The following is a 22,749-nucleotide window of genomic DNA, read 5'->3' as shown; positions in this document are numbered from 1 at the left end:
TCATTGCAGGCTGTCAAACTCCACCCCGGTTCCAGCCCCTGCCCCGGTCGCCGAACATAGCGTAACCGGTCTCGGTGACCGCCAGCGTGTCCTCCAGCTTGATGAAGCCGCGCGTCGGGTGCAGCATCGTCGTCTCGATCGAGAGCACCATGTGTTTCTCCAGCGGCTTTTCGGCATAAGTGCCCTCATAGGTCACCGGATGGTTGGTCATCAGGAACGGCGCCTCATGGGTGATCAGCCCCATGCCGTGGGCGAAGAAATCGGTATAGCGCGCGACCTTTGACGCTTTCAGCACGCCTTCCGCGTAGGAAATCATATCACCACCCAGCGTACCGGCGCGTACGTTAGAAAAGGCCGCCTGCTGCACCGTCTCGACCTCGGCCAACAGATCCTCGAGTTCGGCATCCGGCTCGCCCAAAATGCCCATGCGACAGAGGTCGCCGATATAGCCGTGATAGTTGCCGCCTGAGTCGATCGACATCACCTCGCCCTTTTTCCAGGCCTGCGGCGAGCCGGCGCGGTTGTGGCTGGCGCCGAGCGTCAACAGGCAATATTCGAAATGCGCGCCTCGATTGGTCTCCTCGCGCCGCAGCTGCTCGATGATCTCGGTCTTGGTCGTGCCTTCGTGCGCCCAGGCGATGGTTGCCAGCATGGAATCGGTGATCAGTTCAGAGGCGATGCGCAGCTTCTCCAGCTCCGCATCCGTCTTGATCGCCCGCATCCGCTCCAGCATATCAGTCGCGTCGATCAGCTTGGCATCCGGCAGCGCCTTGCGGATCAGCGTGTAGGCATCCGACGGGAGGAAAGCTGGCTCGATGCCGATGCGGGCGTCGCCCTTGCCGATTTTCGTCAGGTGCTCGACCGCGAGATTGGCGGCGTCGAGCGTGCCCCAGCAGGCGGCGTGCAAGGTCGGCGTCCAGAACGGGTTGTTCTGGTGCTCGGCGCCCTCCATGCGGTTGCCGATATAGGCGGCGTGGTCCGGCCCGCCCTTCTCGTAGACTACAACAGGCAGATAGCGGCTGTGGCCAATCGCATCCATGGCGGCGAAGAAGATGAACTTGTAGCCGCCAAGCAGATATTGCGTGTTGTGCTTGGAGGTGGCGAGCAGCACATCGATACCGGCTTCCTCCATCAGCCGGTCGATCCTGGCATGATCGAAAGGGATGGTGCCGACGACATTCTTACCCGGAACGACGTTCATCTTTCTCTCCCTGAATTCCTTGGCCGGCCGATCGGATCGCCGGTGGCGCCCAGTCTGGTCCGACGAGATAAGTCTGGTCCTACCAGATAAGGTCGGATTGAACCGCTTCCCTGTAACTGGTCCAGCGGACGAAATTTTCAAAGCCACGTGAGGATGCGCCAAATCCGTCTCTGGCGAAACCCTCGACGAGGCTCATAATCGCCCTTGCAGGGATGCCGTCCGGCGTCCGATTGTATTGGCCACCCGGCCGAGTGGCTGGGAGGGACGGAGTTCGATCATGTCAGAGGTTACAATTTCCAGACGCACCGTGCTTGCCGGTTCGGCACTGCTGCTGGCTTCGACGGCGCTGCCGACGATCGGCTGGGCACAGACGCCGAAGAAAGGCGGGCGGCTGGTCGTCGCCGCCGATTCCGAGCCGCGCAACCTCAACCCGGCAATTGTCGCGTCCAACGGCGTGTTCTTCATTTCGAGCAAGATCGTGGAACCGCTGGCTGAGGCATCCTTTGGCGGCAAGGACGGGCTCGACCCGCGCCTGGCGACAAGCTGGGAGGGCGCCGCGGACGGCCTGTCGGTAACGTTCAAATTGCGCGAAGGCGTCAAATGGCATGACGGCAAACCCTTTACTTCCGCCGACGTCGCGTTCTCGGCACTGCAAATCTGGAAGCCGCTGCAGAATCTCGGCCGCACCGTGTTCAAAGATCTGGAGGCGGTCGACACGCCGGACGAGGCGACCGCGGTGTTCAAATTCGCCAGGCCGACACCATTCCAGCTGATCCGCAACGCCTTGCCGGCGCTGACCGGCGTGGTGCCGAAGCACATCTACGAGACGGGAAAGATCGAAGAGAACCCGGCCAACAACGCCCCTGTTGGCACCGGCCCGTTCAAATTCGCCGAACACAAGTCAGGCGAATATTACCGGCTGGAGAAGAATGCCGACTATTGGGGCAACGAGCAACCTTACCTCGACGAGATCATCTATCAGGTGCTGCCCGACCGTACGTCGGCGGCAAGCGCGCTCGAGGCCGAAGAGATCCAGCTCGCCGCCTTTTCCGCGGTGCCGCTGGCCGATCTCGACCGCATCTCAAAAGTGCCTGGCCTCAAGGTGATCACCAAGGGTTATGAGGCGCTGACTTATCAGCTCGTCGTCGAGATCAACCATCGCCGCAAGGAACTGGCCGACCTGAAGGTGCGCCAGGCGATCGCCCATGCCATCGACAAGGATTTCGTCGTCAAGACGGTGTTCCTCGGCTATGCCGCCACCGCCACCGGCCCGGTGCCGAAAAACGATCCGCAGTTCTATACGGCCGATGTGCCGACTTATGCCTTCGACGTGGCCAAGGCCAACGCCCTGCTCGACGAAGCCGGCTACAGGAAGGGTGATGACGGCAAGCGCTTTTCGCTGAAGCTGCTGCCGGCGCCCTATTTCAACGAAACAAAACAGTTCGGCGATTATCTGCGCCAGGCGCTCGCCGCCATCGGCATCGACGCCCAGCTGGTCAACAACGATTCGGCCGCGCATATCAAGGCCGTCTACACCGACCACGCCTTCGACCTTGCGGTCGGGCCGCCGGTGTTCCGCGGTGACCCTGCGATCTCGACCACCATCCTGGTGCAGAGCGGCATCCCGGACGGGGTGCCGTTCTCCAACCAGGGCGGCTACAAGAACGACGAACTCGACGCCCTCATCGCCAAAGCGTCCGAGACGCTCGATCCCGCCGCGCGCACCGAGCTTTACAAGGAGTTTCAAAAAAAGGTCGTGGCCGACCTGCCGCTGATCAATGTCGCCGATTGGAGCTTCATCAGCGTTGTCAGAGACACGGTGGGGAATGTCGCCAACAACCCGCGCTGGGCGGTGTCGAACTGGGCGGACACCTGGCTGGAGGCTTAGCAAGGTTCGCTCCAGGCTTGCACATGGTGTATCCGGGTGCTCAGCTTCGGTGATGAGAGCTCTATGGCGCCCCCCTCTGTCCTGCCGGACATCTCCCCCACTTGCGGGGAGATCGGCTGTCATCGTCGCTTTCGCCAATCTCCAGCGTTGCAAGAGGGCCGGCAACGCCGAAGCTGCCGATCTCCCCCCTCGTGGGGGAGATGTCCGGCAGGACAGAGGGGGGCGCCGTAGAACGCAACGCGGAAGAATTGGCCCACCTGCCAATGTCGGTGCATCATGACCCGCTCGCTTCTCCTGCTTCGCCGTCGCCTCGTCGGCAGCGTCTTCGTGCTGCTGATTGTCGTGATCGGCACTTTCCTTTTGCTGGAAGCCGCCCCCGGCGACGCGGTCGACGCCTACATCGTCTCGACCGGCGGCGACGCCGGCATGATCGAACTGCTGCGCCATCGCTGGGGCCTCGACCAGTCGGCGTTGACGCGACTGGCGACCTATCTCTGGGCGCTGCTGCATCTCGACCTCGGCCAGTCGGTGACCTTTTCGCGGCCAATCCGCGACGTCATCCTCGAGCGTCTGCCCAACACGCTGCTGTTGATGGGCAGCGCCACCGCGCTCTCCTTCGGCCTCGGCTCGGCGCTCGGCATCTATGCCGGCGCCAGGCCCGGCAGCTTTCGCGAACGCTTGCTGTCGATCGGCTCGCTGGCGCTCTATGCCGTTCCCGGCTTCTGGCTCGGGCTGGTGCTGATCATCGTCTTTGCCGTCGACCTGCGCTGGTTTCCGATCGGCGGCATCGAGAGCCTCGCGTCGGGCAAAACCGGCCTCGACCGTGCGGTGGATATCGTCCGCCATCTCGTCCTGCCGGTGTCTGCACTCGGTTTCATCTATCTGGCGCTCTATCTGCGCATGATCCGCGCCGGCATGGCCGAGATCTGGCGGCAGGATTTTGTCCTCGCCGCCCGCGCCAAAGGGCTCTCCCGCCGCCGCATCGTGCTCGCCCACGTTGCCCGCAACGCGCTGTTGCCGCTCGTCACCATGCTCGGCCTGCAATCGGCGCAGATGCTCGGCGGCAGCGTCGTCATCGAAAGCGTCTTTTCGGTACCCGGCCTTGGCCGGCTGGCGCAGGAAGCGGTGGCAGCGCGCGACACGCCGCTGCTGCTCGGCATCATCCTGGTCAGCGCCGTTCTGGTCATCGTTATCAATCTTCTCGTCGACATCGCCTACGCTTTCCTCGATCCGCGCGTCGGCGCCAGCGAGGCCGGTGCGTGAGCCCGCTTCGCCGCTTTCTTCGCACGCCGGAAGCGGTCGCCGGCGCGATCATTCTGGTAGCGCTGTTCGCCATGGCGCTGACAGCGCCGCTGTTCTTTCCCGGCGACCCGCAAGCCATTGCCGGGCCGGCATTGCTGCCGCCCTTTCAGGACTGGTCGCTGCCGCTCGGCACCGACCGGCTCGGCCGCGACGTGCTGGCCGCGCTTCTCCACGGCGCCCGTACCTCGCTGGCGGTCGGGCTGGCCGCGGCGGCCGCAGCCCTTGCCTTCGGCGCTGTAGTCGGCACGCTGGCCGGCTTTGCCGGCAGTCTCGTCGACGAAGTGCTGATGCGCATCACCGACGCCTTCCAGACCGTGCCGAGCTTCCTGCTGGCGCTGGCTTTCGTCAGTGTCGTCGGGCCATCGCTCGGCGTCGTCGTTGCGGCGATCGCGCTCGGCGCCTGGACGGGGCCGGCGCGCGTTGCGCGAGCCGAAGTGCTGTCGATCCGCGAGCGCGATTTTGTCGCCGGCGCCCGCGTCATCGGCATGCATCCGCTGGAGATCGCCTTTCGCGAAGTGCTGCCCAACGCATTGCCGCCGGTGCTGGCATTGTCGTCGGTGATCGTCGCCGCAGCTATTCTCACCGAAGCGGCCCTTTCGTTTCTCGGCCTCGGCGACCCCAACCGCGTGACCTGGGGCGGCATGATCGCCGAAGGTCGCGCCGTGCTGCGCACCGCGCCCTCCCTGTCGATCATTCCCGGCGTGGCGCTCGTGCTGACCGTGCTCGGCGTCTACCTCACCGGCGAAGGCGTTATCGAAACGGCTGCGGTGAGAAGGAGCTTGTCGTGACGGCGCTGCTTTCGATCCGCGATTTGACGGTGACCTATCGCCACGACGGCAGCGAGGTGGCGGCGCTGAACCATGTCAGCCTCGATGTCACCGCCGGCGAACGCTTCGCCATCATTGGCGAGAGCGGTTCGGGCAAGAGCACTCTGGCGCTGGCCATTGCCGGGCTGCTGCCGGCTTCCGCCAGGATTGACGGAACGATCGAGTGGAAGTTACCGAACCTTCGATCGCCTCATTCCTTCGCGCCCCCCTCTGTCCTGCCGGACATCTCCCCCACAAGGGGGGAGATCGGCAGTTCCGTCGCCGGCACCCCCCCTGCAGCCTTGGAGTTTGGCGAAAGCGGAAATGACAGCGCAATCTCCCCCCAAGTGGGGGAGATGTCCGGCAGGACAGAGGGGGGCGCGACGGATCGCCAACCTGCCAGTCTTCGCGACCACACACCCCTCGGAGGCCGCGACATCGGCTTCGTCTTCCAGGACCCGTCGGCCAGCCTCGATCCGGTAATGGCGGTTGGCGAGCAGATCGCCGAAGTCGCGCACACGCATCTCGGTCTTACTTGGTCGCAATCCTATGCCAAGGCAAAAACCCTGCTCGAACGCGTCCGCCTGCCCGACCCGGACGCCGCCTTGCGCGCCTATCCGCACCAGCTTTCCGGTGGCCAGAAGCAGCGCGTGGCGATCGCCGCAGCGATCGCGGCTGGTCCGAAGCTGCTGATCGCCGATGAGGCGACCAGCTCTCTGGACACCGTCGTGCAGGCCGAGATCGTCGGGCTGATCCGGCAATTGGTGGCCGAGGACGGCATGACGCTGCTGTTCGTCAGCCACGACATCGCGTTGGCCGCCGAACTGGCCGAGCGCATCGCCGTGTTCCGGCACGGCGAGCTGGTCGAGCTCGGTGCGACCGCGCAGATCATCGCTAGCCCGCGCCACGCCTACACAAGAGCGCTGCTCGACGCCCATCTCGGCCTCGACGCCGAACCGCTGCTGCGGCAGGCGGGAGCGTCGCGGTGAGCAGTCCATTGCTGGCTGTTTCCGGCCTGACCAAACGATATCGCCGCGGCGGCAAGACAATCGCCGCCGTCGATGATGTCTCCTTTCACATCGAGGCCGGCGAGACGCTGGCGCTGGCCGGCCGTTCAGGCAGCGGCAAGTCGACGGTCGCGCGGCTGCTGCTGCGGCTGATCGAACCGGACGCCGGCCGCATCGAGTTCGAAGGCGGCGATTTCCTGTCCCTGAACGGAACTGCGTTGCGCGCACGGCGCGCGCGCGTGCAAATGGTTTTCCAGGACCCGCTCGCCGCCTTCAATCCGCGCGCCAGCGTCGCGCGCGTGCTTGACGATCCTTTGCGCATCCATGGCATCGCAGCCCGATCAGAACGCCCGCGCCGCATCGCCGCTCTGCTCGAGCGCGTCGGCCTGAGCGCTGATCTCGCCGGCCGCGCCATCCACGAGATCTCGGGCGGCCAGCGCCAGCGCATCGCCATTGCGCGCGCCATCGCCACAAACCCGTCGCTGATCGTGCTCGACGAGGCGGTGTCCGCGCTCGACGTATCGGTGCGCCGGCAGATCCTGCAATTGCTGCTCGATCTGCAACGCGAGCAACGGATCGCCTACCTGTTCATTTCGCATGATCTCGGCGTCATCAGCGCCATCGCCCATCGTGTCGTCATTCTCGATGCCGGCCGCGTCGCCGAAAGCGGCAACGCCCGCGCGGTCATCGGTGCCCCGCAGTCGGCGATCGGCAAGGCGCTGGTGGCGGCAGCGCCAAAACTGAACAGGACCAGCACGCAGGGCGCAGCGGACCGTCAGTAACCCAGCGCGCAACCATCCTTGCGTGGATCGGACGCGCCGGTAAGCGTGCCCTTGTCCCAGTCGATCAGCACCAACTGGCCGCCGCCATGCGGCTCGGTTGGGATGGACACGTCGTGGCCGCGCTCGCGCAGGCCGGCGATCGTCTCGGCCGGAACGCCACGCTCGGCCTCCACAGTGCTCTGTCGGTAAAACACGCGTGGCGCATCCAGCGCCTCCTGCGGGTCCATGCCGAAATCGATCATGTTGGTGAGCAAATGGACATGGCCGAACGGCTGATAGCCGCCGCCCATCACGCCAAACGGCATGACTGCCCTGCCCTTGGCTGTCACCATGCCCGGCATGATGGTGTGCATCGGGCGTTTCCCCGGTGCGATGCGGTTTGCATGGTCCGCCGCCAGGCGGAAGCTGCTGCCGCGATTCTGCAGGACGATGCCGGTCTTGGGGCCGACCACGCCGCTGCCGAACGAACCAAAGGTCGAGTTGATGAAGCTGACCGCATTACGGTCGCGGTCGACCACCGAGATGTAGACGGTATCGCTCGGCTGAAGCTCCAGGCGTGGCAGATGCGTCATTGCGCGCGCCGGATCGATCGCGGCGCGAAGCTGGTCCGCATGGGATCTGGACAACAACTGCTCCACCGGGACATGGACGTGGTTCTGGTCGCCGATGAAATTGTCGCGGTCCTGATAGGCAAGCCGCCCCGCCTCGATCTCGAGATGAAAGCGCTCGGCGCCGTTCGGTTCCAGCAAACCGAGCGAGAAGCCCGACAGCACATTCAACATGATCAGTGCCGTCAGCCCCTGGTTGTTCGGCGGCATCTGATGGATGTCGTAGCCCCGGTAGGATGTGCCGACCGGCCTGACATAGTCACCCTTCGTCGCCGAAAAATCCTCGAGCGCATGCAGCCCGCCAAGCGCGCGCAGACGCGAAACCATGTCGGCGGCGACCTCGCCATCATAGAAGCCGGCGCGGCCACGGCGCGAGACGATGCGCAGGGTCTCGGCCAGTTGCGGCTGCCGGTGCAGCTCGCCGGCCTGCGGCGCCTTTCCATCCGGCAGAAAAATCCGCGCCGCATGTTCGTCGGCGGCCAGCAAGGCAGCACTTTCAGCCCAGTCGAAGGCCACGCGGTCTTGGACGACGTAGCCCTGTTCGGCGTAATGTATGGCGGGAGCGAGCGCGGCGTCGATGCCCTTTCTGCCGTGATCATCGAGCAGCCGGCACCAGGCGTCGACGGCGCCCGGCACGGTGACTGCGTGCGGACCGGACTCAGGCAGTTCGCTGTGCCCCTTGTCGAGATACCACTGCGCCTCTGCTGCCATCGGTGCGCGGCCGGAGCCGTTGAAGGCCAGAACCTCGCCTTGGCCGTTGGGACAATAGAGGACGAAACAGTCGCCGCCGATACCGGTCGATTGCGGCTCGACCACCGCCTGCACCGCCGCCGCGCACACGGCTGCGTCCATTGCATTGCCGCCGGACCGCAGCATCTCGATCGCCGCCAGCGTCGCCAGAGGGTGCGATGTCGCGGCCATCGCTTCCGTCGCACGAACCGGCGAGCGCCCGGGGAGTTGGAAATCACGCATGCAGTTCAATAGCCTCCGACCAACAAGATGTGAACTGGCAACAGCAGCCAAAGGGCTGCGCCACGGAAAGCAGCACGAATGACGAAACGATCACCATGGCAGCGCTCAACCCTCGAAAGCTGCCGATCTCAATCAGCGAATTTGAAACTATCCGTGGTGTAATCGGGGTAGGCGTCCAGACTGTCGAAAAGCTCGGCCAGGTCAGGGGTATCCGCCAATATTCCGGACAAGACCAGCGCAGTCGCCACGCCGGCACCAATTCCACCGGCGATATCGTGTTCGACGCTGTCGCCGACACAGACCACGCTGCTGCGGTCCGGGTTGCCCGCCAGCGCCAGCGCGGCGTCGAAGATCGGCGTGTAGGGCTTGCCGATACGGGTGACGCTGCCGCCGAGGCTCTCGTAGAGATCCGCAAGCTGGCCGGCGCCAAAGCGAGGTCCGACTGCCGTCAGCATGATCTTGTCGGGATTGGTGCAGAAGCACGGAACCTGCCGCATTGCTGCCGGCGCAAAAAGCCTGCGATAGTGCTCGATGTCGTAGCGGTCGCCCTCGCTGGCGGCGATCAGCACCAACTCGGCATCGTCGCCGTCGCTGGTCAGCGTAAAAGGCAGGCCTTCAATCGCCGAACGATCGCCCTCGCGGCTGATCAGCAGGCACTTGGTGTCTGGGCGCAGCTTTTCCGATATCGCCATTTCGTGAAAGGACTGCCACGCGATTTCGCCGGAAGAGACAAATTGATCCCAGCTTCCTGGTTCGAAGCCGAGCTTCAGCAAGCGGGCCTCGTTGGGCCGCGCCCGCCTGCCGGAATTCGAGACCAGCACGATCGTCTTGCCCGCGCGCTTCAGCGCCGACAACGCCTCCACGGCGCCCGGATAGGGGTTCGTGCCGTCGTGCAGCACGCCGAACTGATCGAGCAGGAACACCTGATAGCGCTCGACTAGCGCTCCGATGCCGTCGAGATGTTCGACTGGTTTCGTGCTCACAACAGCCCCGCTGCGATTGCGCCCATCAGCGCCAGCCGCGCCGTGCCGGCGGCCGCCTCGTCCGAAAGCGCCGGCAGAAAATCGACGCCCAGCTTGCGCTGCCGGATCGCGGTCCAGGCGGCATTTGAAGCACCGCCGCCGACGCTCCTGACCGAAGTCAAACGTGGGGCGCCGAGTTCGGCAAGCCGGCGATAGCCGAGCGCCTCGATCGCGGCGACGCCCTCGAACATGGCTTTCAGATAGTCGGCGTCGTCCGCCGGCCGCGGCGTCAGGCGTGGCGGCAAATCAGGATCGGCGATCGGAAAGCGTTCGCCAACCGCGGGAAGCGGATAATAGTCGAGGCCGGTCTCGGTCATCGGGTCGATCACCGCACTCAATTCGATGATGCGCGCGAGAGAAAAATGCTGCGCCAGCACCTTGCCGCCCGAATTCGACGCACCACCCGCCAGATAGGCATCTCCCAGCCGGTGGCTATAGATACCGAACTGCGGCGCCGAGATCGGCCGGTCGGAGAGGATTTTGAGGGTCAGCGAAGACCCTAGCGCGGTGACGCCATCGCCAACTGCCGCAGCGCCCGTCGCCAGGAACGACGCGCAGCCATCCGTCGTGCCGGCGACCACGGCGACGTCGCGCGCCAGGCCGAACAGGTCCGCTGCGCTCGCAGTGAGTGTTCCCGTGACGTCGCCCGGCTTGACGACACCAGGAAGAAATTCCATGCGCATGCCGGTCGCGGCGATCCAGCCCGGCCAGCGCCGCGCCTCGACGTCGTAGCCGGTTTTCAGGGCATTGTTCTCGTCGCCGATGTCGAAGCGGCCGGAGAAATTTCCCGCGATCCAGTCGGCCTGATGCAGCACCGCGGCGACGCCGGGCTGGCGCTGGAACGACAGCGCCTTGGCGAGACCGGACGTCGCCCCACGTGCTGCGCTCGCTGCCGGCGCCTCGCGCGCGATCACCGCCAGAATGGCGTCGTCGTCGACCTTGTCGTTATACATCAACGGCTCGGCCAGCGGCCGCCCAGCGCCGTCGACCGGCAGCAGCGTGCCCGAAGTGCCGTCGACGGCGATCGACCGAACCGCTGCGCGATCGATGCCCGAAAGCAGTTCCGTCAGCGCCGCGCCGACCGCTGACCACCATACGGACGGGTCGCGGGCGTTCTGGCCAAATCTGTCGAGTGGAACGGCGGAACGCGCGGCAATCGAAAAGTCCGGCCGCATGGCGACGGCGCGGGCGCCTGATGTGCCAATGTCGATGCCAATCGAAAGCGGGCCACTCGACAATGCCATCTCAGCTGCCGGCTGCATTGAGTTTCTGGCGATATTGCTCGGCGTCCCAGTTGATCAGTTCGTCGTTCTCGGCGGCGGTCAGATAGTTCAGCTTCGCCGCGACGTCGACCCGCGCCGTCACGTCGGCGAGGCAGCGCTGCATGGCATTGGCGCCGGCACTGGCGTCGCCGCGCATCAGCACGCCAAGCCCGGGAAACAGGATCGCCACCGGTGCCGTGCCGCACCGTTCGGTGACACGCATCACGTCCTCACCGGGTTTCGCCACGACCGAGCCCTGGCCGAGAAAGATGACGTGATCGGGATAGAGGCTGCCGCCTGACGCCATGCGGCAGCTTTCAGGATCGATCGCGACGGCATGCGCTTCGACATCCGCCGGCAGCCGGTAACCGCTGCGTCCATTGAGCGCCGTCAATGCGGCGATGTCTGGCTCCGCCACCTCGCGTGGCGGCCGCGCCAGAAGTCGTGTAACGCGACGCAGAAGCGCCTCGGCGCCGGCGACGGTCTCGGCTGCGACGACCAGGCCGTGACTGGCAAGGATCAGCACATCGACCCCAGGCCGAAGGCGCTCGGCAATGCCCTGGGCAAGTGGCAGGCCCGGCCGGCGATAAGGGACATACGCCCATTCGAGGCCATCCAGGCGGCTGGCGACTTGAGCCTCGCAGTCGGCCTGCACGGCACGCGAAATGGTATCGACGCAGTGGACATGCAGGACGACGCGCTGCGGCATCAGCGCGTGAACCGTGGTCTCGATCGAAGGACGCAGCTTGCGGGCATTGAGCGCCTCGACGGCGAAACCCTGGGGCTGATCGGCGGCCGGGTCGCGCTGTTCGACAGCCCTGAGCAGCGGCGGGATCGTCACCGGGACCATGATGTCCTCGGCGAGCGCGTCCTTCAACCAGGTGCCGGAAGCCTTGATCCAGAGCGTGTCGCCGGCCTTCAGCGACGTGTTGCCGCCCGCGGCCTGGGTCAAGTGCGGATCGCGCCCGATGCTGGCCGAAAGCGACCGCAAAGCAGCCAGTTCCTGCGCATCCGCATTGATTGCCATCGAAACTCCATCACAAACCGGCCGCCTGGCCACGGCGCTGGATCCCCGTAGCCGGGACAGCGAGTGACGCTGGTATCGCAGAGGCGAGTAAGTTACGTCAATAGTGATCTTATCCCACCAAATCAAGCTTGCAATCTGATCTGTGTTGAGTAAGTTGCACCAATTGCCGTGACAAAATGGCATTTCGGGAGGGTATCCGTTGAGCGACTCCGGCCGCCAGCGTCAGATCGTCGAGCTGTTGCGGGATCGCCCCTTCGCCTCGGTGCGCGAGCTGCAGGAGCGGCTCGGCGTATCGGCTGCGACGGTGCGGCGCGATATCGACAAGATCGACGAGGCCGGCGAGGCACGCAAGGTCTATGGCGGCATCTCGGCGCTCGATGGCGCTGCGCAGGCGGGCGTCGCCTATGCCAGGCCCTACGACGAGAACCGCGATCTCGCGGTCGAGGCCAAGCGGCAGATCGCCGCTCTCGCGGCGACCATGGTGCGCGACGGCGACGCCGTGATCGTGCATGGCGGTTCAACTTGCTTCCATCTCGGCGTCAAGCTCGCCGACCGCAACATCCGGCTCTATACCAACTCAATGCCGCTCGTGGCCTATTTGAGCGACCATGGCCATTGCAGCCTGACCGTTGCCGGCGGCGAACTGCATCGCGAGCCTGGCATCATCCATTCGCTCACCCAGACGGTGCCGTTCTACGCATCGAAGTTCTTTCTTGGCGCGCAAGGCATCGGCCCGGAGGGCGTGCTGGAATCGCATCCGCTGCTGGTCCGCTCAATCGTCGAACTCAGCCTATGCGCCGACCAGATCGTGGTGCTGGCCGACAGCCGCAAACTGTCGATCCACGCGCGCAACGTCGCGCTGCCCTTGTCGCGCATCGGCACGCTGGTAACCGACGACGGTCTTTCCGATGCCGACGCACGCATGCTGGAAGACGCCGGCGTCATGGTGCGGATCGCCTCTGCCTCGGGAGCCCTCCAGTGAAGGTGGCCGTCCTCGACTTCGGCAAGACCAACTCGAAGCTGTTCGTCTTCGGTCAGGACGGGCAGATTCTGGGTGAGCGCCGAACCCAGCCGAACTGGACGCGCGAAAGCGGCTTCAGCGTGCTCGACGAAGCAGCGCTTCACGATTGGGCGGCTCGCGCCGTCGGCGAAGCGGTCGACGTCCATGGCATAGAGGGCTTGATGGTTTCGGGCCATGGCTGCACCTTTGCCTTGGTCGACGATGCGGCGCTGACGCATCCGATCCTCGACTACGAGCAGGAGCCACCGGCCGAGATTGCCGCGCAGATCGATCGCCGCATTCCGGATTTCGCCGAGACCTTCTCGCCGCGCCTACCGCTCGGCTTCAACTATGGTCGCCACATGCTGTGGCTGAAGACGGCGCAACCAAGCGTGTTCGCCGCCGCCAAATCGATCCTCGGTTATCCACAATACTGGAGCTGGCGCTTTGGCGGCCGGGCGGTCTCGGAGGTTTCCTATCTCGGCTGCCACTCGCATCTGTGGGCGCCGCGCAAGCGCGATTTCTCCACGCTGGTCGACGCCGAGGGTTGGCGCCGCCAAATGCCCGCCTTCGAGCGTGCCGGCGCGGTGATCGGCGAGCAGCGCCTTGGCGGGGCGACACGGCCGATCACCATTCACAACGGTGTCCATGACAGCAATGCGGCGCTACATGCCTATCGTCGGCAGGCGCTTGGTCCGGTCACCGTCGTCTCGACCGGCACCTGGGTTGTGGTGCTGAATCCGGACTGCCCGCTCGACGCGCTCGATCGCGACCGCGACATGCTGGTCAATGTCGATGTCGATGGCGGCCCGGTGCCGACCATCCGCTTCATGGGCGGCCGTGAATTCGCAGCGATCAGCAATGGTTGGCAGGGCGCGATCGCCCCCTCAGCCGTGCAGCAGGTGGTCGATGCCGGCATCATGGCGCTGCCGAGCTTCGCGCCGGGCGGGCCGATGCCTGGCCATCGCGGCGAACTGGTCGGGCGCACACCCAACGCGGAGCAGCGCGCGGCCGTGGCGCTGCTCTATGTCGCGCTGATGGTCGATCTGTGTCTCGACCTGATCCATTCGAACGACACGGTGATCGTCGATGGCGGGCTGAACAGTGGCGGCCTGCTCGCCAGCCTGCTGGCGCAGCTGCGTCCCGGCCAGGCCTTCGTGCAGGGCGCCACGCTGGAGGGCAGCGCCACCGGAGCAGCGGCTCTGGCCTTCGAGAGTGTTGGACGCGAATTTGCCGCCGAGGCGCCGGAGCCGGTACGCGCCTCGAGCTTCACCGGGCTTGCCCTCTATCGCGATAGCTGGCGCGGCCTCGCCGCCGACCGAGGCGTCGCTGATGCCGCAGCGGGAGGTGCACGATGACCGCCGCTGCCCGGATCGAAACCGTGCGCCAGCCGGTGCTGGAGATGCGGCACATCTCCAAGACGTTCGGCCCAATTCGCGCCTTGCAGGACGTATCGCTGACCGTCCACGCCGGTGAACTGCACGCGCTGATGGGCGAAAACGGCGCCGGCAAGTCGACACTGATGAAGGTGCTGTCGGGAGCCTATCGGCCTGATGCCGGCGGTGAGATTCTGATCGACGGCACACCGGTCGCGACCGGCGACCCGATCAAGGCACGCGCCAACGGCATCGCCGTCATCTATCAGGAGCTGTCGCTGGCGCCCAACCTGACGGTCGCGCAGAACATCTTCCTCGGCAACGAGCCGAGACGGTTCGGCATCGTCGACCGCGACCAGTGCAACCGGCGCGCCGAGGAAATCATCGCGCGGCTTGGCGTCTCCTTCTCGGCGCGCGCCCTTGTCTCCAGCCTGTCGCTCGGCGAGCGCCAGCTAGTCGAAATCGCGCGCGCACTGTCGACCAGCGCGCGTATCATCGTCATGGACGAGCCGACTACCTCGCTGACCTCGCGCGAGACCGACAGGCTGTTCGAGGTGATTGCGACGCTGAAGTCGCAGGGCATCGCCATCATCTACATCAGCCACCGCATGGAAGAGGTCTACCAGCTTGCCGACCGCGTCAGCGTGCTGCGCGACAGCGGCTATGTCGGCACGCTCGAACGCGCCGATCTGAACGCCTCGCGCCTCGTCTCGATGATGGTTGGCCGTGACCTGTCCGCCTTCTACAAGAAGGATCACCGCCCGCCGGACAGCAAGCGCGCCATCGCACTGTCGGCGCGCGACATGTCGGACGGCAATCTCCTGAAAGGCTGCTCCTTCGACCTGCACAAGGGCGAAGTGCTGGCGCTGGCGGGCCTGGTCGGCTCGGGCCGCACCGAGCTCGCGCGGCTGATCTTCGGCGCCGACAGGCGCCCATCAGGCACGCTGGAACTCGACGGCAAGCCGATAGCCATCGGGTCGCCACGCGAGGCTCTGGACGCCGGCATTGCCTATCTTACCGAAGACCGCAAGGAACTCGGCCTGTTCCTCGACATGTCGATTTCCGACAATATCAGCATGGGCGTGCTCGCCAGGGACGCGCAGGCCGGCGGCTTGCGCGACTTCGCCACGGCCGAAAGGCGCGCCGCCAAGGCCGTTTCCGACCTCTCCATCCGCACCAGGTCAGTGCAGGCCAATGCTGGCTCGCTGTCGGGCGGCAACCAGCAGAAGGTGTTGCTCGCCCGCCTGCTCGAAACCGAGCCGCGGGTCCTCATCCTCGACGAACCGACCCGCGGCGTCGATGTCGGGGCGAAGTCGGAAATTTACCGGCTGATCGACGATCTCGCCAAGAAGGGCATCGCCATCCTGATGATCTCCAGCGAACTGCCGGAGGTGATCGGCGTCGCCGACCGTGTGCTGGTGATGCGCGACGGCACTATCGCTGGCGAGGTGACGGCATCCGAAGGCCAGCCGCTCAGTCAGGAGGCAATCATGGAACTCGCAACGGGAGCGGCCCAGGGATGACCGATAAGGCAACCGAGATGAGCGCGGGTGACCAGGCGGTCGGCAGGAGCCGGCGGCTGCGCACCGCCTTCGCCGCGCTTGGCATGCTGCCGGTCCTGATCCTTTTGGCGGCCGGCTTCCAGATCATGAACCCGCGCTTCCTCACCGAGACCAACCTGTTGATCGTCACCCAGCAGTCGTCGATCAACATCGTGCTTGCGGCCGGCATGACCTTCGTCATCCTGACCGGCGGCATCGACCTGTCCGTCGGCTCCATTCTTGCCGCCTCGGCGATGGTGGCGGTGATGGTGTCGCTGGTGCCGGAGTGGGGCATGCTCGGCGTGCCGGCGGCCATTCTGGTCGGCCTCGGCTTCGGCGTCATCAACGGGCTGCTCGTCGCCTACATCAAGCTGCCGCCCTTCATCGTCACACTGGGTTCGCTGACCGCCGTACGCGGCGTTGCCCGCCTGCTCGGCCAGGACACCACGGTGTTCAACTCGGACCTGCCGTTCGACTTCATCGGCAACGGGTCGCTGTTCGGCATCCCCTGGCTGGTCATCATCGCTCTGTCGGTCGTGGTGCTGTCCTGGCTGGTGCTCAAGCGCACCGTGCTCGGCACCTGGATCTATGCCGCCGGCGGCAATGCCGAGGCCGCCCGCCTCACCGGCATCAAGGTGCCGCTGGTGCTGCTCTTCGTCTATGGCGTTTCAGGCCTTCTGGCCGGCCTTGGCGGCGCCATGTCGGCGGCCCGGCTCTACGCTGCCAATGGGCTGCAGCTTGGGCAGTCCTACGAACTCGACGCCATCGCCGCGGTCATTCTCGGCGGCACCAGCTTCGTCGGCGGCGTCGGCTCGATCTGGGGCACGCTGATCGGTGGCCTGATCATAGCGGTGCTCTCCAACGGGCTCATCCTGGCCGGTGTTTCGGACATCTGGCAGTACATCATCAAGGGATTGGTCATCATCGTGGCGGTCGCCCTCGACCGCTACAGGCTCCAGGCAGGAGCAAGAACGTGATTGACCTTAGTCGCCGGCGTCAACGACCCGGTTTCATGTAACGCACCGTGAGAGGCGCGGGGCATCAGGAGGAAAACAATGAAGACCATCGCTAAACTGCTCTGCGGCGTTGCGCTCGCGGCCGTCGCCGTCGCACCGGCTTCGGCCAAGGACCTGAACAAGGTCGGCATCTCGGTCGGCCTGCTCGGCAACCCGTTCTTCGTCGCCACCATCAAGGGCATCGAGGACGCGGCCAGGAAGATCAACCCGAACGTCGAGGTGACGTCGGTGTCGGCCGACTACGACCTCAACAAGCAGGTCTCGCAGGTCGACTCGTTCATCGCCGCCGGCGTCGACGTGATCATGCTCAACGCCGTCGACGCCAAGGCGATCGCGCCGGCGGTGAAGAAGGCGCAGGCCGCGGGCATCGTGGTTGCCGCGTTCGACGTTTCAGCGCCGGGCGCCGACGTCACCGTGATGACCAACAACGTCAAGGCCGGCGAAGCGGCCTGCCAGTATCTGGTCGACCACACCGGCGGCAAGGGTGACTATGTCATCCTGAACGGGCCGGCATCGTCGTCGATCCTGGAGCGGGTGAAGGGCTGCAAGGACGTGCTGGCAAAACACCCGGATATCAAGATCCTCTCCGACGACCAGAATGCCGAAGGCTCGCGCGACGGCGGCCTGAAGGTGTTCCAGTCGCTGCTGACCCGTTTCGACAAGATCGACGCGGTGTTCGCCATCAACGATCCGACAGCGATCGGCGCCCAGCTTGCGGCCAAGCAACTCAACCGCGCGGAGTTCATCTTCACCGCGGTCGACGGCGCGCCCGACATCGAGAAGGAACTCGCTTCCGGCACCTCGATGATCAAGGCCTCGGCCTCGCAGGACCCCTATGTGATGGCTGGCCAGTCGTTTCAGATGGCAGCTGAAGTGCTCGCCGGAAAGAAGCCGGCCGAGGCGACGGTGCTGCTCGACCCGCAGCTGATCACGGCCGAGAATCTTAAGGACTACAGGGGCTGGACCGCGGCCCGCTAGCTAAAGCCTCCCAAGGCTGGTGCGGCCGGGTGACCGGCCGCACCAATTTTTGTTTGAGCATCGGATTTTTCCCAACTTTTGGGTCCGATGCTCTCGAACAGCAGGAGACGATCATGTCGCGCATTGGAATCCACTCTTTCGTCTGGTCGGCGAGCTCGGCGCAAGACGATCTGGAACGGACGCTGGCCAACACCAAAGAGTCGGGCTTCGACCTGATCGAATTCTCCTATCTTGACCCCGCCAATGTCGATGTTAGCGGGCTGGCCAAGCGCATCGCCGACCTCGATCTCGGCGTGGCGATCAGCATCGGGCTGCCGCCCGACGGCGACATTTCAAGCGCCGACAAGGCGATTGCCGCGCATGGCGTCGAAATCCTGAAACGCACGATCGCGCTCACCCGCGATCTCGGCGGCCGGAAGGTCGCCGGCATCCTCTCGACCAGCCATGGATTGCAGACTGAGGCGCCGACGCGCGATCAATGGAACCGCAGTGCCGCCACGCTTGCCAAGGTCGCGGACACCGCCAAGGCCGCCGGCGTTACGCTCAACCTCGAGATCGTCAACCGCTTCGAGAGCAATCTGCTCAACACCGCGGCGCAAGGGTTGGCCTTCATCGAGGACACCGGTTCCGACAACATTTTTCTGCATCTCGACACGTTCCATATGAACATCGAGGAGGCCGATATCGGGTTGGCCATCCGCCACGCCGCCAAAAGGATCGGCTATGTTCATATCGGCGAGAGCCATCGTGGCTTCCTCGGCACCGGCAACATCGACTTTGCCGCGATCTTCGATGCGCTGACCGCAATCGGCTATGGCGACGACCTCAGCTTCGAATCCTTCTCGTCGGAGATCGTCGACGAGAACCTGTCGAAGAAAACCGCCATCTGGCGCAATCTGTGGACCGACAATATGGAGCTGGCCCGGCATGCGCGCCGCTTCATCGCCATCGGGCTGGAGACGGCGCGGCGAAAGGCCGAGCTTGTTGGGTCAAGCCATCAGCCTTAGCTTCCGGTTGCGATCCTCAGGCCAGCTCAAAACGTTCCACGGCGCGCATGATGCCACGCAGCTCGGCGAGGCCTTTCAGGCGGCCGATCAAAGAGTAGCCGGGGTTGATCCTGGTCTTGCTGATATCGTCGGCGAGCAGATGGCCATGATCGGGTCGCATGGGAATCCGCCAGTCGGCGCGACCTTCCCTACGGCGGCGCGTCTCTTCCTGCATCAAAGCGAGGATGACAGACGCCATGTCGGTGCCGCCCTCCAGATGCTCGGCTTCATAGAAGGAGCCGTCATCCTCGATGGTTACATTGCGCAGATGGACGAAATGGATCCGGTCGGCGAACTCCTTGACCATGCCGACAATGTCGTTGTCTGCGCGCGTACCGTAGGAGCCGGTGCAGAATGTCAGGCCGTTGGCCGGGCTGTCGACGGCGTTGAGGATGAAACGCGCGTCCTCGGCGGTCGAAACGATCCGTGGCAGGCCATAGAGCGAGAATGGCGGGTCGTCGGGATGGATGCACATGCGCACCCCCTCCTGCTCGGCCACCGGGATGATCTCGCGCAAAAACCAGGCAAGATTGTCGCGCAGTTCCTTCGGCCCGATCGATTCATATTCCGCCAATGCCTCGCGAAAACCATCACGGTCGTAGCTGCGCTCGGTCGCCGGCAGGCCGGCAATGAGATTGCGCTCGATCCTGTCGATCTGCCCTTCGCTCAATTCCTTCAGTCGCGATGCCGCTTCCGCGATACGTGCCGCGCTGTAGCCGAATTCGGCATTCCGGCGCTTCAGGACGAACAGGTCATAGGCGGCAAAATCGATCGCATCGAACCGCAGTGCGTAGCCCGTCGTTGGAAGCCGATAGGCAAGGTCGGTGCGGGTCCAGTCGACCACCGGCATGAAGTTATAGCAGATCGTCGCAATGCGGGCCTTGGCGAGCGCACGGATCGTGTCCTTGTACCAGCCGGCATAGCGAAGCCGTTCCGCCGAGCCGATCTTGATCGAATTGTGGACGGGGATGCTTTCCACAACCGACCAGGTCAGCCCTTCGGCCTCGATGATCCGCTTGCGCTCCAAAATGTCCGTCAAAGGCCAGGCGCGGCCGTCATAGATATCATGCAGGGCAGATACAATGCCGGTGGCTCCGGCCTGCTTGACATGATCGAGCGTCACCGGGTCGTCAGGGCCATACCAGCGCCAGCATCGTTCCATCGAGGCTTTCCTTTGCGATAAAACGAAACCGTATTGTTGGGCCACAACGGAAGTCAAATTATGGGAGTTTGCGCAATGAAGGATTTCGACGGCAAGATCGCTCTGGTGACGGGGACGACCGGGATCGGCCTGGCGACCGCCAGACGTCTTGCGGCGGGCGGCGCGGCGATCATCGCCTGCGGCATCGACCGCGCGGCCAACACGGCGATGAGAGCGGAACTGGACAGCTCTGGCGCCGAGGCGCTGGTCGTGGCCGTCGACGTCTCCGTCCCTGATCAGGTCCGCGACGCGGTCGCAGCCGGTGTCGAGCGGTTCGGCGGCCTCGATATCATCGTCAATTCCGCGGCGGTCCATCCGTATGGCACCGCTGTTAGCACCGATTTCGACATCTGGAACCGGGCGATGTCCGTCAATGTCGGCTCGATCTACCTGACCGCGCATTTCGGTATTCCGGAAATGATCAGGCGAGGCGGCGGCGCCATCGTCAACGTGGCTTCGGTGCAAGGTTTCGCCTGCCAGCAGAACGTCGCCGCCTATGCCACGACCAAGGGTGCCATCCACACATTGACGCGCGCTCTGGCGCTCGACCACGCGCGCTCCGGCATTCGCGTCAATTCCGTCAGCCCGGGCTCGATCCGCACCCCGATCCTGGAAAAGGCGGCGCGCGGCGAAAACGGCACCGACGCCGATGTCGATGCCGCCTACAGGCGCTTCGGCGAAGCGCACCCTATCGGGCGCATCGGCGAGCCGGAGGAAGTGGCGGAACTCATCGCCTTTCTGTGTTCGTCGAAAGCCGGGTTCTGCACCGGCGCGGACTACAGGATCGATGGCGGCCTGACTGCCGGCATCGGCGTAAAGTAGAACGGGGGCGTGAAGCAGAACGGGAAGATCGGTCTCGGCTTTACGGGAGAAATTGTCATCGGACGATTTTCGGTCAGCCGCCACACGCAGCACCGGCGGCGAACCAATAGCGCATAACATGCGCGAGTGCGAATACTGCACTTGCAGCCGGTTCAACCGTCTGATTCCCTTGGTCACGCTCGGCTGTCCTGATTCGCGCACTGTCCAAAGTCTTTGCAGTGCGCCGGGAACAAGCCTTCCACCGACCGCTGCGCTTGCGCATTCAAGGGGAGAGACGGCAAATGAACACTGCAACGAGGCCGGAGATCTCGGAGATGAGGCCCAAGATATCCGTCATCGGGGTTGGCGGCGGTGGCGGCAACGCCATCAACAACATGATCGCCGAAGGCTTGCAGGGCACCGAGTTTATCGTTGCCAACACCGATGCCCAGGCGCTCACCATGTCGAAGGCAACGCGGCTGATCCAATTGGGAGCGCACGTCACGGAAGGCCTTGGTGCAGGATCCCTGCCCGAGGTCGGCCATGCCGCGGCCGTGGAATCGATCGACGAAATCATGGACCATCTTGCGGGAACGCATATGTGCTTCGTGACCGCGGGCATGGGAGGCGGAACTGGAACCGGTGCAGCACCGGTCATAGCGCAGGCCGCGCGCAACGCGGGAATACTGACCGTGGCCGTCGTGACCAAGCCGTTCGTCTTCGAAGGAAACCGCCGAATGCATGCCGCCAATGAGGGCATCGAGCGGCTGCGCGAAAGCGCCGATACCGTCATCGTCATACCGAACCAGAACCTCTTCAGGATCGCCGATGCCAAGACGACCTTCGCGGACGCTTTCGCCATGGCGGACCGCGTTCTCTACGCCGGCGTCGGCTGCATCACCGATCTCATCGTCAAGGAAGGCCTGATCAATCTCGACTTTGCTGATGTGAAGTCGGTGATGCGCGATATGGGTCGCGCGATGATGGGGACCGGCGAAGCCACCGGGGAGGACCGCGCCAGGAAGGCAGCCGAAGCGGCGATCGCAAACCCGCTTCTCGACGAAGCGTCGATGATGGGCGCCAAGGGCGTCCTTGTCTCGATATCGGGAGGCACTGACATGACGCTGTTCGAGGTCGACGAAGCCGCCACCCGCATCCGCGAGGAGGTCGACGCCGATGCCGACATCATCGTCGGCGCCATTTTCGACAAGGCGCTCGCAGGGAAATTCAGGGTGTCGGTCGTTGCGACGGGATTGCGGCGGGGGCTCGAGATTCCGCTGGCGGTGGGGTTGGAAAACCGTGTCAACTGAACCAGCGCCATGGCAGCGCCGGCGGTAGCAATTCGACTTGAAAATCCGCCGCTCCGGAAACCGCCGCCAAACGGTGGTCGCGCGGAACGCCCAACCGCAATTGTTGCGGGATAGCCTGCGGAGCAAGTTATCGGTTTTGCCTGCGCGACTCTTGCTGTCGAATTGGAACGCCGGCCAGCGCTCATGACACCGGCCGCGTGAACAGGGTGCGGAACAGCTCCTCAGCCCGTCGCAGGCCCTCATCTGTCAGAACCACCGATTTCGCCTTGTTTGCTGGATTGGCGATCAGCCCCTTCTGGTGCAAGCGATCCAGAGCATCCCAATCCATTCCCTTCCAGGCGCGCCTCTCTTCGTGCAGCGTTAGCCAAAGCAGGCCCAGAACGGTATTGTCGATTTTTTCGGTGTCGATCTCCATGCCATGCAGTTTAACACGGGAAGACGGCGCCTGCCGAGACCGACTCCGTCGGGTAACTCGATGAGGATCAAACTGGCCGCGCCAGGCCGCAAACACAAAACGGCCCGCACTGAGGCGGGCCGTTTTGTGGATTTGGTTGCGGGGACAGGATTTGAACCTGTGACCTTCAGGTTATGAGCCTGACGAGC

Annotated in this window: 20 protein-coding genes; 13 read left to right on the top strand and 7 right to left on the bottom strand. The window is 64.5% G+C overall.

Annotation, left to right across the window (positions count from 1 at the left end; genetic code table 11):
- Nucleotides 1–13 precede the first annotated feature (13 nt).
- Nucleotides 14–1,201 carry a M24 family metallopeptidase gene (locus tag AC0L16_RS27785; RefSeq protein WP_473624516.1) on the bottom strand — a complete coding sequence of 396 codons (1,188 nt, stop codon included), beginning with the start codon at nucleotides 1,199–1,201 and terminating at the stop codon, nucleotides 14–16.
- 277 nt (nucleotides 1,202–1,478) lie between these two features.
- Here AC0L16_RS27785 and AC0L16_RS27780 point away from each other — a divergent pair, with 277 nt between their 5' ends.
- The 5 genes from AC0L16_RS27780 to AC0L16_RS27760 all read left to right on the top strand — a co-directional run bounded on the left by AC0L16_RS27780 (nucleotide 1,479) and on the right by AC0L16_RS27760 (nucleotide 6,986).
- Nucleotides 1,479–3,089, top strand: coding sequence for an ABC transporter substrate-binding protein (locus tag AC0L16_RS27780; protein WP_473624514.1), 1,611 nt, complete (start codon nucleotides 1,479–1,481; stop codon nucleotides 3,087–3,089).
- A gap of 276 nt (nucleotides 3,090–3,365) precedes the next feature.
- Nucleotides 3,366–4,352, top strand: a complete 987-nt coding sequence (locus AC0L16_RS27775) for an ABC transporter permease (protein WP_473624512.1) — start codon at nucleotides 3,366–3,368, stop codon at nucleotides 4,350–4,352.
- On the top strand, nucleotides 4,349–5,179 hold the full coding sequence (locus AC0L16_RS27770) for an ABC transporter permease (protein ID WP_473624511.1): 831 nt from the start codon (nucleotides 4,349–4,351) through the stop codon (nucleotides 5,177–5,179). The genes AC0L16_RS27775 and AC0L16_RS27770 overlap by 4 nt, the downstream gene beginning before the upstream one ends.
- A complete protein-coding gene (locus tag AC0L16_RS27765) occupies nucleotides 5,176–6,186 on the top strand; it encodes an ABC transporter ATP-binding protein (protein WP_473624509.1) in 1,011 nt (336 codons plus the stop codon). Before AC0L16_RS27770 ends, AC0L16_RS27765 begins: the two co-directional genes overlap by 4 nt.
- A complete protein-coding gene (locus AC0L16_RS27760) occupies nucleotides 6,183–6,986 on the top strand; it encodes an ABC transporter ATP-binding protein (RefSeq protein WP_473624508.1) in 804 nt (267 codons plus the stop codon). Before AC0L16_RS27765 ends, AC0L16_RS27760 begins: the two co-directional genes overlap by 4 nt.
- Here AC0L16_RS27760 and ggt read toward each other — a convergent pair.
- The 4 genes from ggt to AC0L16_RS27740 all read right to left on the bottom strand — a co-directional run bounded on the left by ggt (nucleotide 6,980) and on the right by AC0L16_RS27740 (nucleotide 11,877).
- The gene (ggt, locus tag AC0L16_RS27755; protein WP_473624506.1) at nucleotides 6,980–8,566 is read right to left on the bottom strand and encodes a gamma-glutamyltransferase; all 1,587 of its coding nucleotides are present in this window, start codon (nucleotides 8,564–8,566) and stop codon (nucleotides 6,980–6,982) included. The two genes, AC0L16_RS27760 and ggt, sit on opposite strands and share 7 nt — an antisense overlap.
- Before the next feature lie 128 nt (nucleotides 8,567–8,694).
- Complete coding sequence (locus AC0L16_RS27750; RefSeq protein ID WP_473624505.1) at nucleotides 8,695–9,549, bottom strand: TIGR01459 family HAD-type hydrolase; 855 nt, start codon at nucleotides 9,547–9,549, stop codon at nucleotides 8,695–8,697.
- Nucleotides 9,546–10,832 (bottom strand): FGGY-family carbohydrate kinase, encoded by a 1,287-nt coding sequence (locus AC0L16_RS27745; RefSeq protein WP_473624504.1) that lies wholly within the window; start codon nucleotides 10,830–10,832, stop codon nucleotides 9,546–9,548. Before AC0L16_RS27745 ends, AC0L16_RS27750 begins: the two co-directional genes overlap by 4 nt.
- A gap of 1 nt (nucleotide 10,833) precedes the next feature.
- On the bottom strand, nucleotides 10,834–11,877 hold the full coding sequence (locus tag AC0L16_RS27740) for a class II aldolase/adducin family protein (RefSeq protein ID WP_473624502.1): 1,044 nt from the start codon (nucleotides 11,875–11,877) through the stop codon (nucleotides 10,834–10,836).
- Nucleotides 11,878–12,076: 199 nt separating this feature from the next.
- On the opposite strand from AC0L16_RS27740, the gene AC0L16_RS27735 reads away from it, so the two are divergent.
- The 6 genes from AC0L16_RS27735 (at nucleotide 12,077) to AC0L16_RS27710 (ending at nucleotide 18,795) form a co-directional block, all read left to right on the top strand.
- Nucleotides 12,077–12,859 carry a DeoR/GlpR family DNA-binding transcription regulator gene (locus tag AC0L16_RS27735; protein ID WP_473624501.1) on the top strand — a complete coding sequence of 261 codons (783 nt, stop codon included), beginning with the start codon at nucleotides 12,077–12,079 and terminating at the stop codon, nucleotides 12,857–12,859.
- Nucleotides 12,856–14,235 carry an FGGY-family carbohydrate kinase gene (locus tag AC0L16_RS27730; RefSeq protein ID WP_473624500.1) on the top strand — a complete coding sequence of 460 codons (1,380 nt, stop codon included), beginning with the start codon at nucleotides 12,856–12,858 and terminating at the stop codon, nucleotides 14,233–14,235. The genes AC0L16_RS27735 and AC0L16_RS27730 overlap by 4 nt, the downstream gene beginning before the upstream one ends.
- Nucleotides 14,232–15,776, top strand: a complete 1,545-nt coding sequence (locus tag AC0L16_RS27725) for a sugar ABC transporter ATP-binding protein (protein WP_473624498.1) — start codon at nucleotides 14,232–14,234, stop codon at nucleotides 15,774–15,776. Before AC0L16_RS27730 ends, AC0L16_RS27725 begins: the two co-directional genes overlap by 4 nt.
- Nucleotides 15,773–16,771 (top strand): ABC transporter permease subunit, encoded by a 999-nt coding sequence (locus tag AC0L16_RS27720; RefSeq protein ID WP_473624496.1) that lies wholly within the window; start codon nucleotides 15,773–15,775, stop codon nucleotides 16,769–16,771. Before AC0L16_RS27725 ends, AC0L16_RS27720 begins: the two co-directional genes overlap by 4 nt.
- 78 nt (nucleotides 16,772–16,849) lie before the next feature.
- Nucleotides 16,850–17,788 (top strand): ABC transporter substrate-binding protein, encoded by a 939-nt coding sequence (locus AC0L16_RS27715; RefSeq protein WP_473624494.1) that lies wholly within the window; start codon nucleotides 16,850–16,852, stop codon nucleotides 17,786–17,788.
- A gap of 113 nt (nucleotides 17,789–17,901) precedes the next feature.
- Nucleotides 17,902–18,795, top strand: a complete 894-nt coding sequence (locus AC0L16_RS27710; protein WP_473624493.1) for a sugar phosphate isomerase/epimerase family protein — start codon at nucleotides 17,902–17,904, stop codon at nucleotides 18,793–18,795.
- A 16-nt stretch (nucleotides 18,796–18,811) separates the two neighbouring features.
- Here AC0L16_RS27710 and uxuA read toward each other — a convergent pair whose 3' ends face one another.
- The gene (gene uxuA / locus AC0L16_RS27705) at nucleotides 18,812–19,996 is read right to left on the bottom strand and encodes a mannonate dehydratase (RefSeq protein ID WP_473624491.1); all 1,185 of its coding nucleotides are present in this window, start codon (nucleotides 19,994–19,996) and stop codon (nucleotides 18,812–18,814) included.
- A gap of 75 nt (nucleotides 19,997–20,071) precedes the next feature.
- Between uxuA and AC0L16_RS27700 the strand changes: the two genes are divergently transcribed.
- Together AC0L16_RS27700 and ftsZ are read left to right on the top strand one after the other, a co-directional pair.
- Nucleotides 20,072–20,857: an SDR family NAD(P)-dependent oxidoreductase gene (locus tag AC0L16_RS27700; RefSeq protein WP_473624490.1), complete on the top strand. Its 786-nt coding sequence runs from the start codon at nucleotides 20,072–20,074 to the stop codon at nucleotides 20,855–20,857.
- Between the two features lie 281 nt (nucleotides 20,858–21,138).
- On the top strand, nucleotides 21,139–22,146 hold the full coding sequence (gene ftsZ / locus AC0L16_RS27695; protein WP_473624489.1) for a cell division protein FtsZ: 1,008 nt from the start codon (nucleotides 21,139–21,141) through the stop codon (nucleotides 22,144–22,146).
- Between the two features lie 181 nt (nucleotides 22,147–22,327).
- Here ftsZ and AC0L16_RS27690 read toward each other — a convergent pair whose 3' ends face one another.
- Nucleotides 22,328–22,561 carry a DUF6429 family protein gene (locus AC0L16_RS27690; RefSeq protein ID WP_473624487.1) on the bottom strand — a complete coding sequence of 78 codons (234 nt, stop codon included), beginning with the start codon at nucleotides 22,559–22,561 and terminating at the stop codon, nucleotides 22,328–22,330.
- Between the last annotated feature and the right edge of the window lie 188 nt (nucleotides 22,562–22,749).

It is taken from the genome of Mesorhizobium sp. WSM4848 (genome assembly GCF_055811375.1).
The sequence above is the reverse complement of the archived record's forward strand: the minus strand, read 5'-3'. Positions and strand labels throughout refer to the sequence as shown.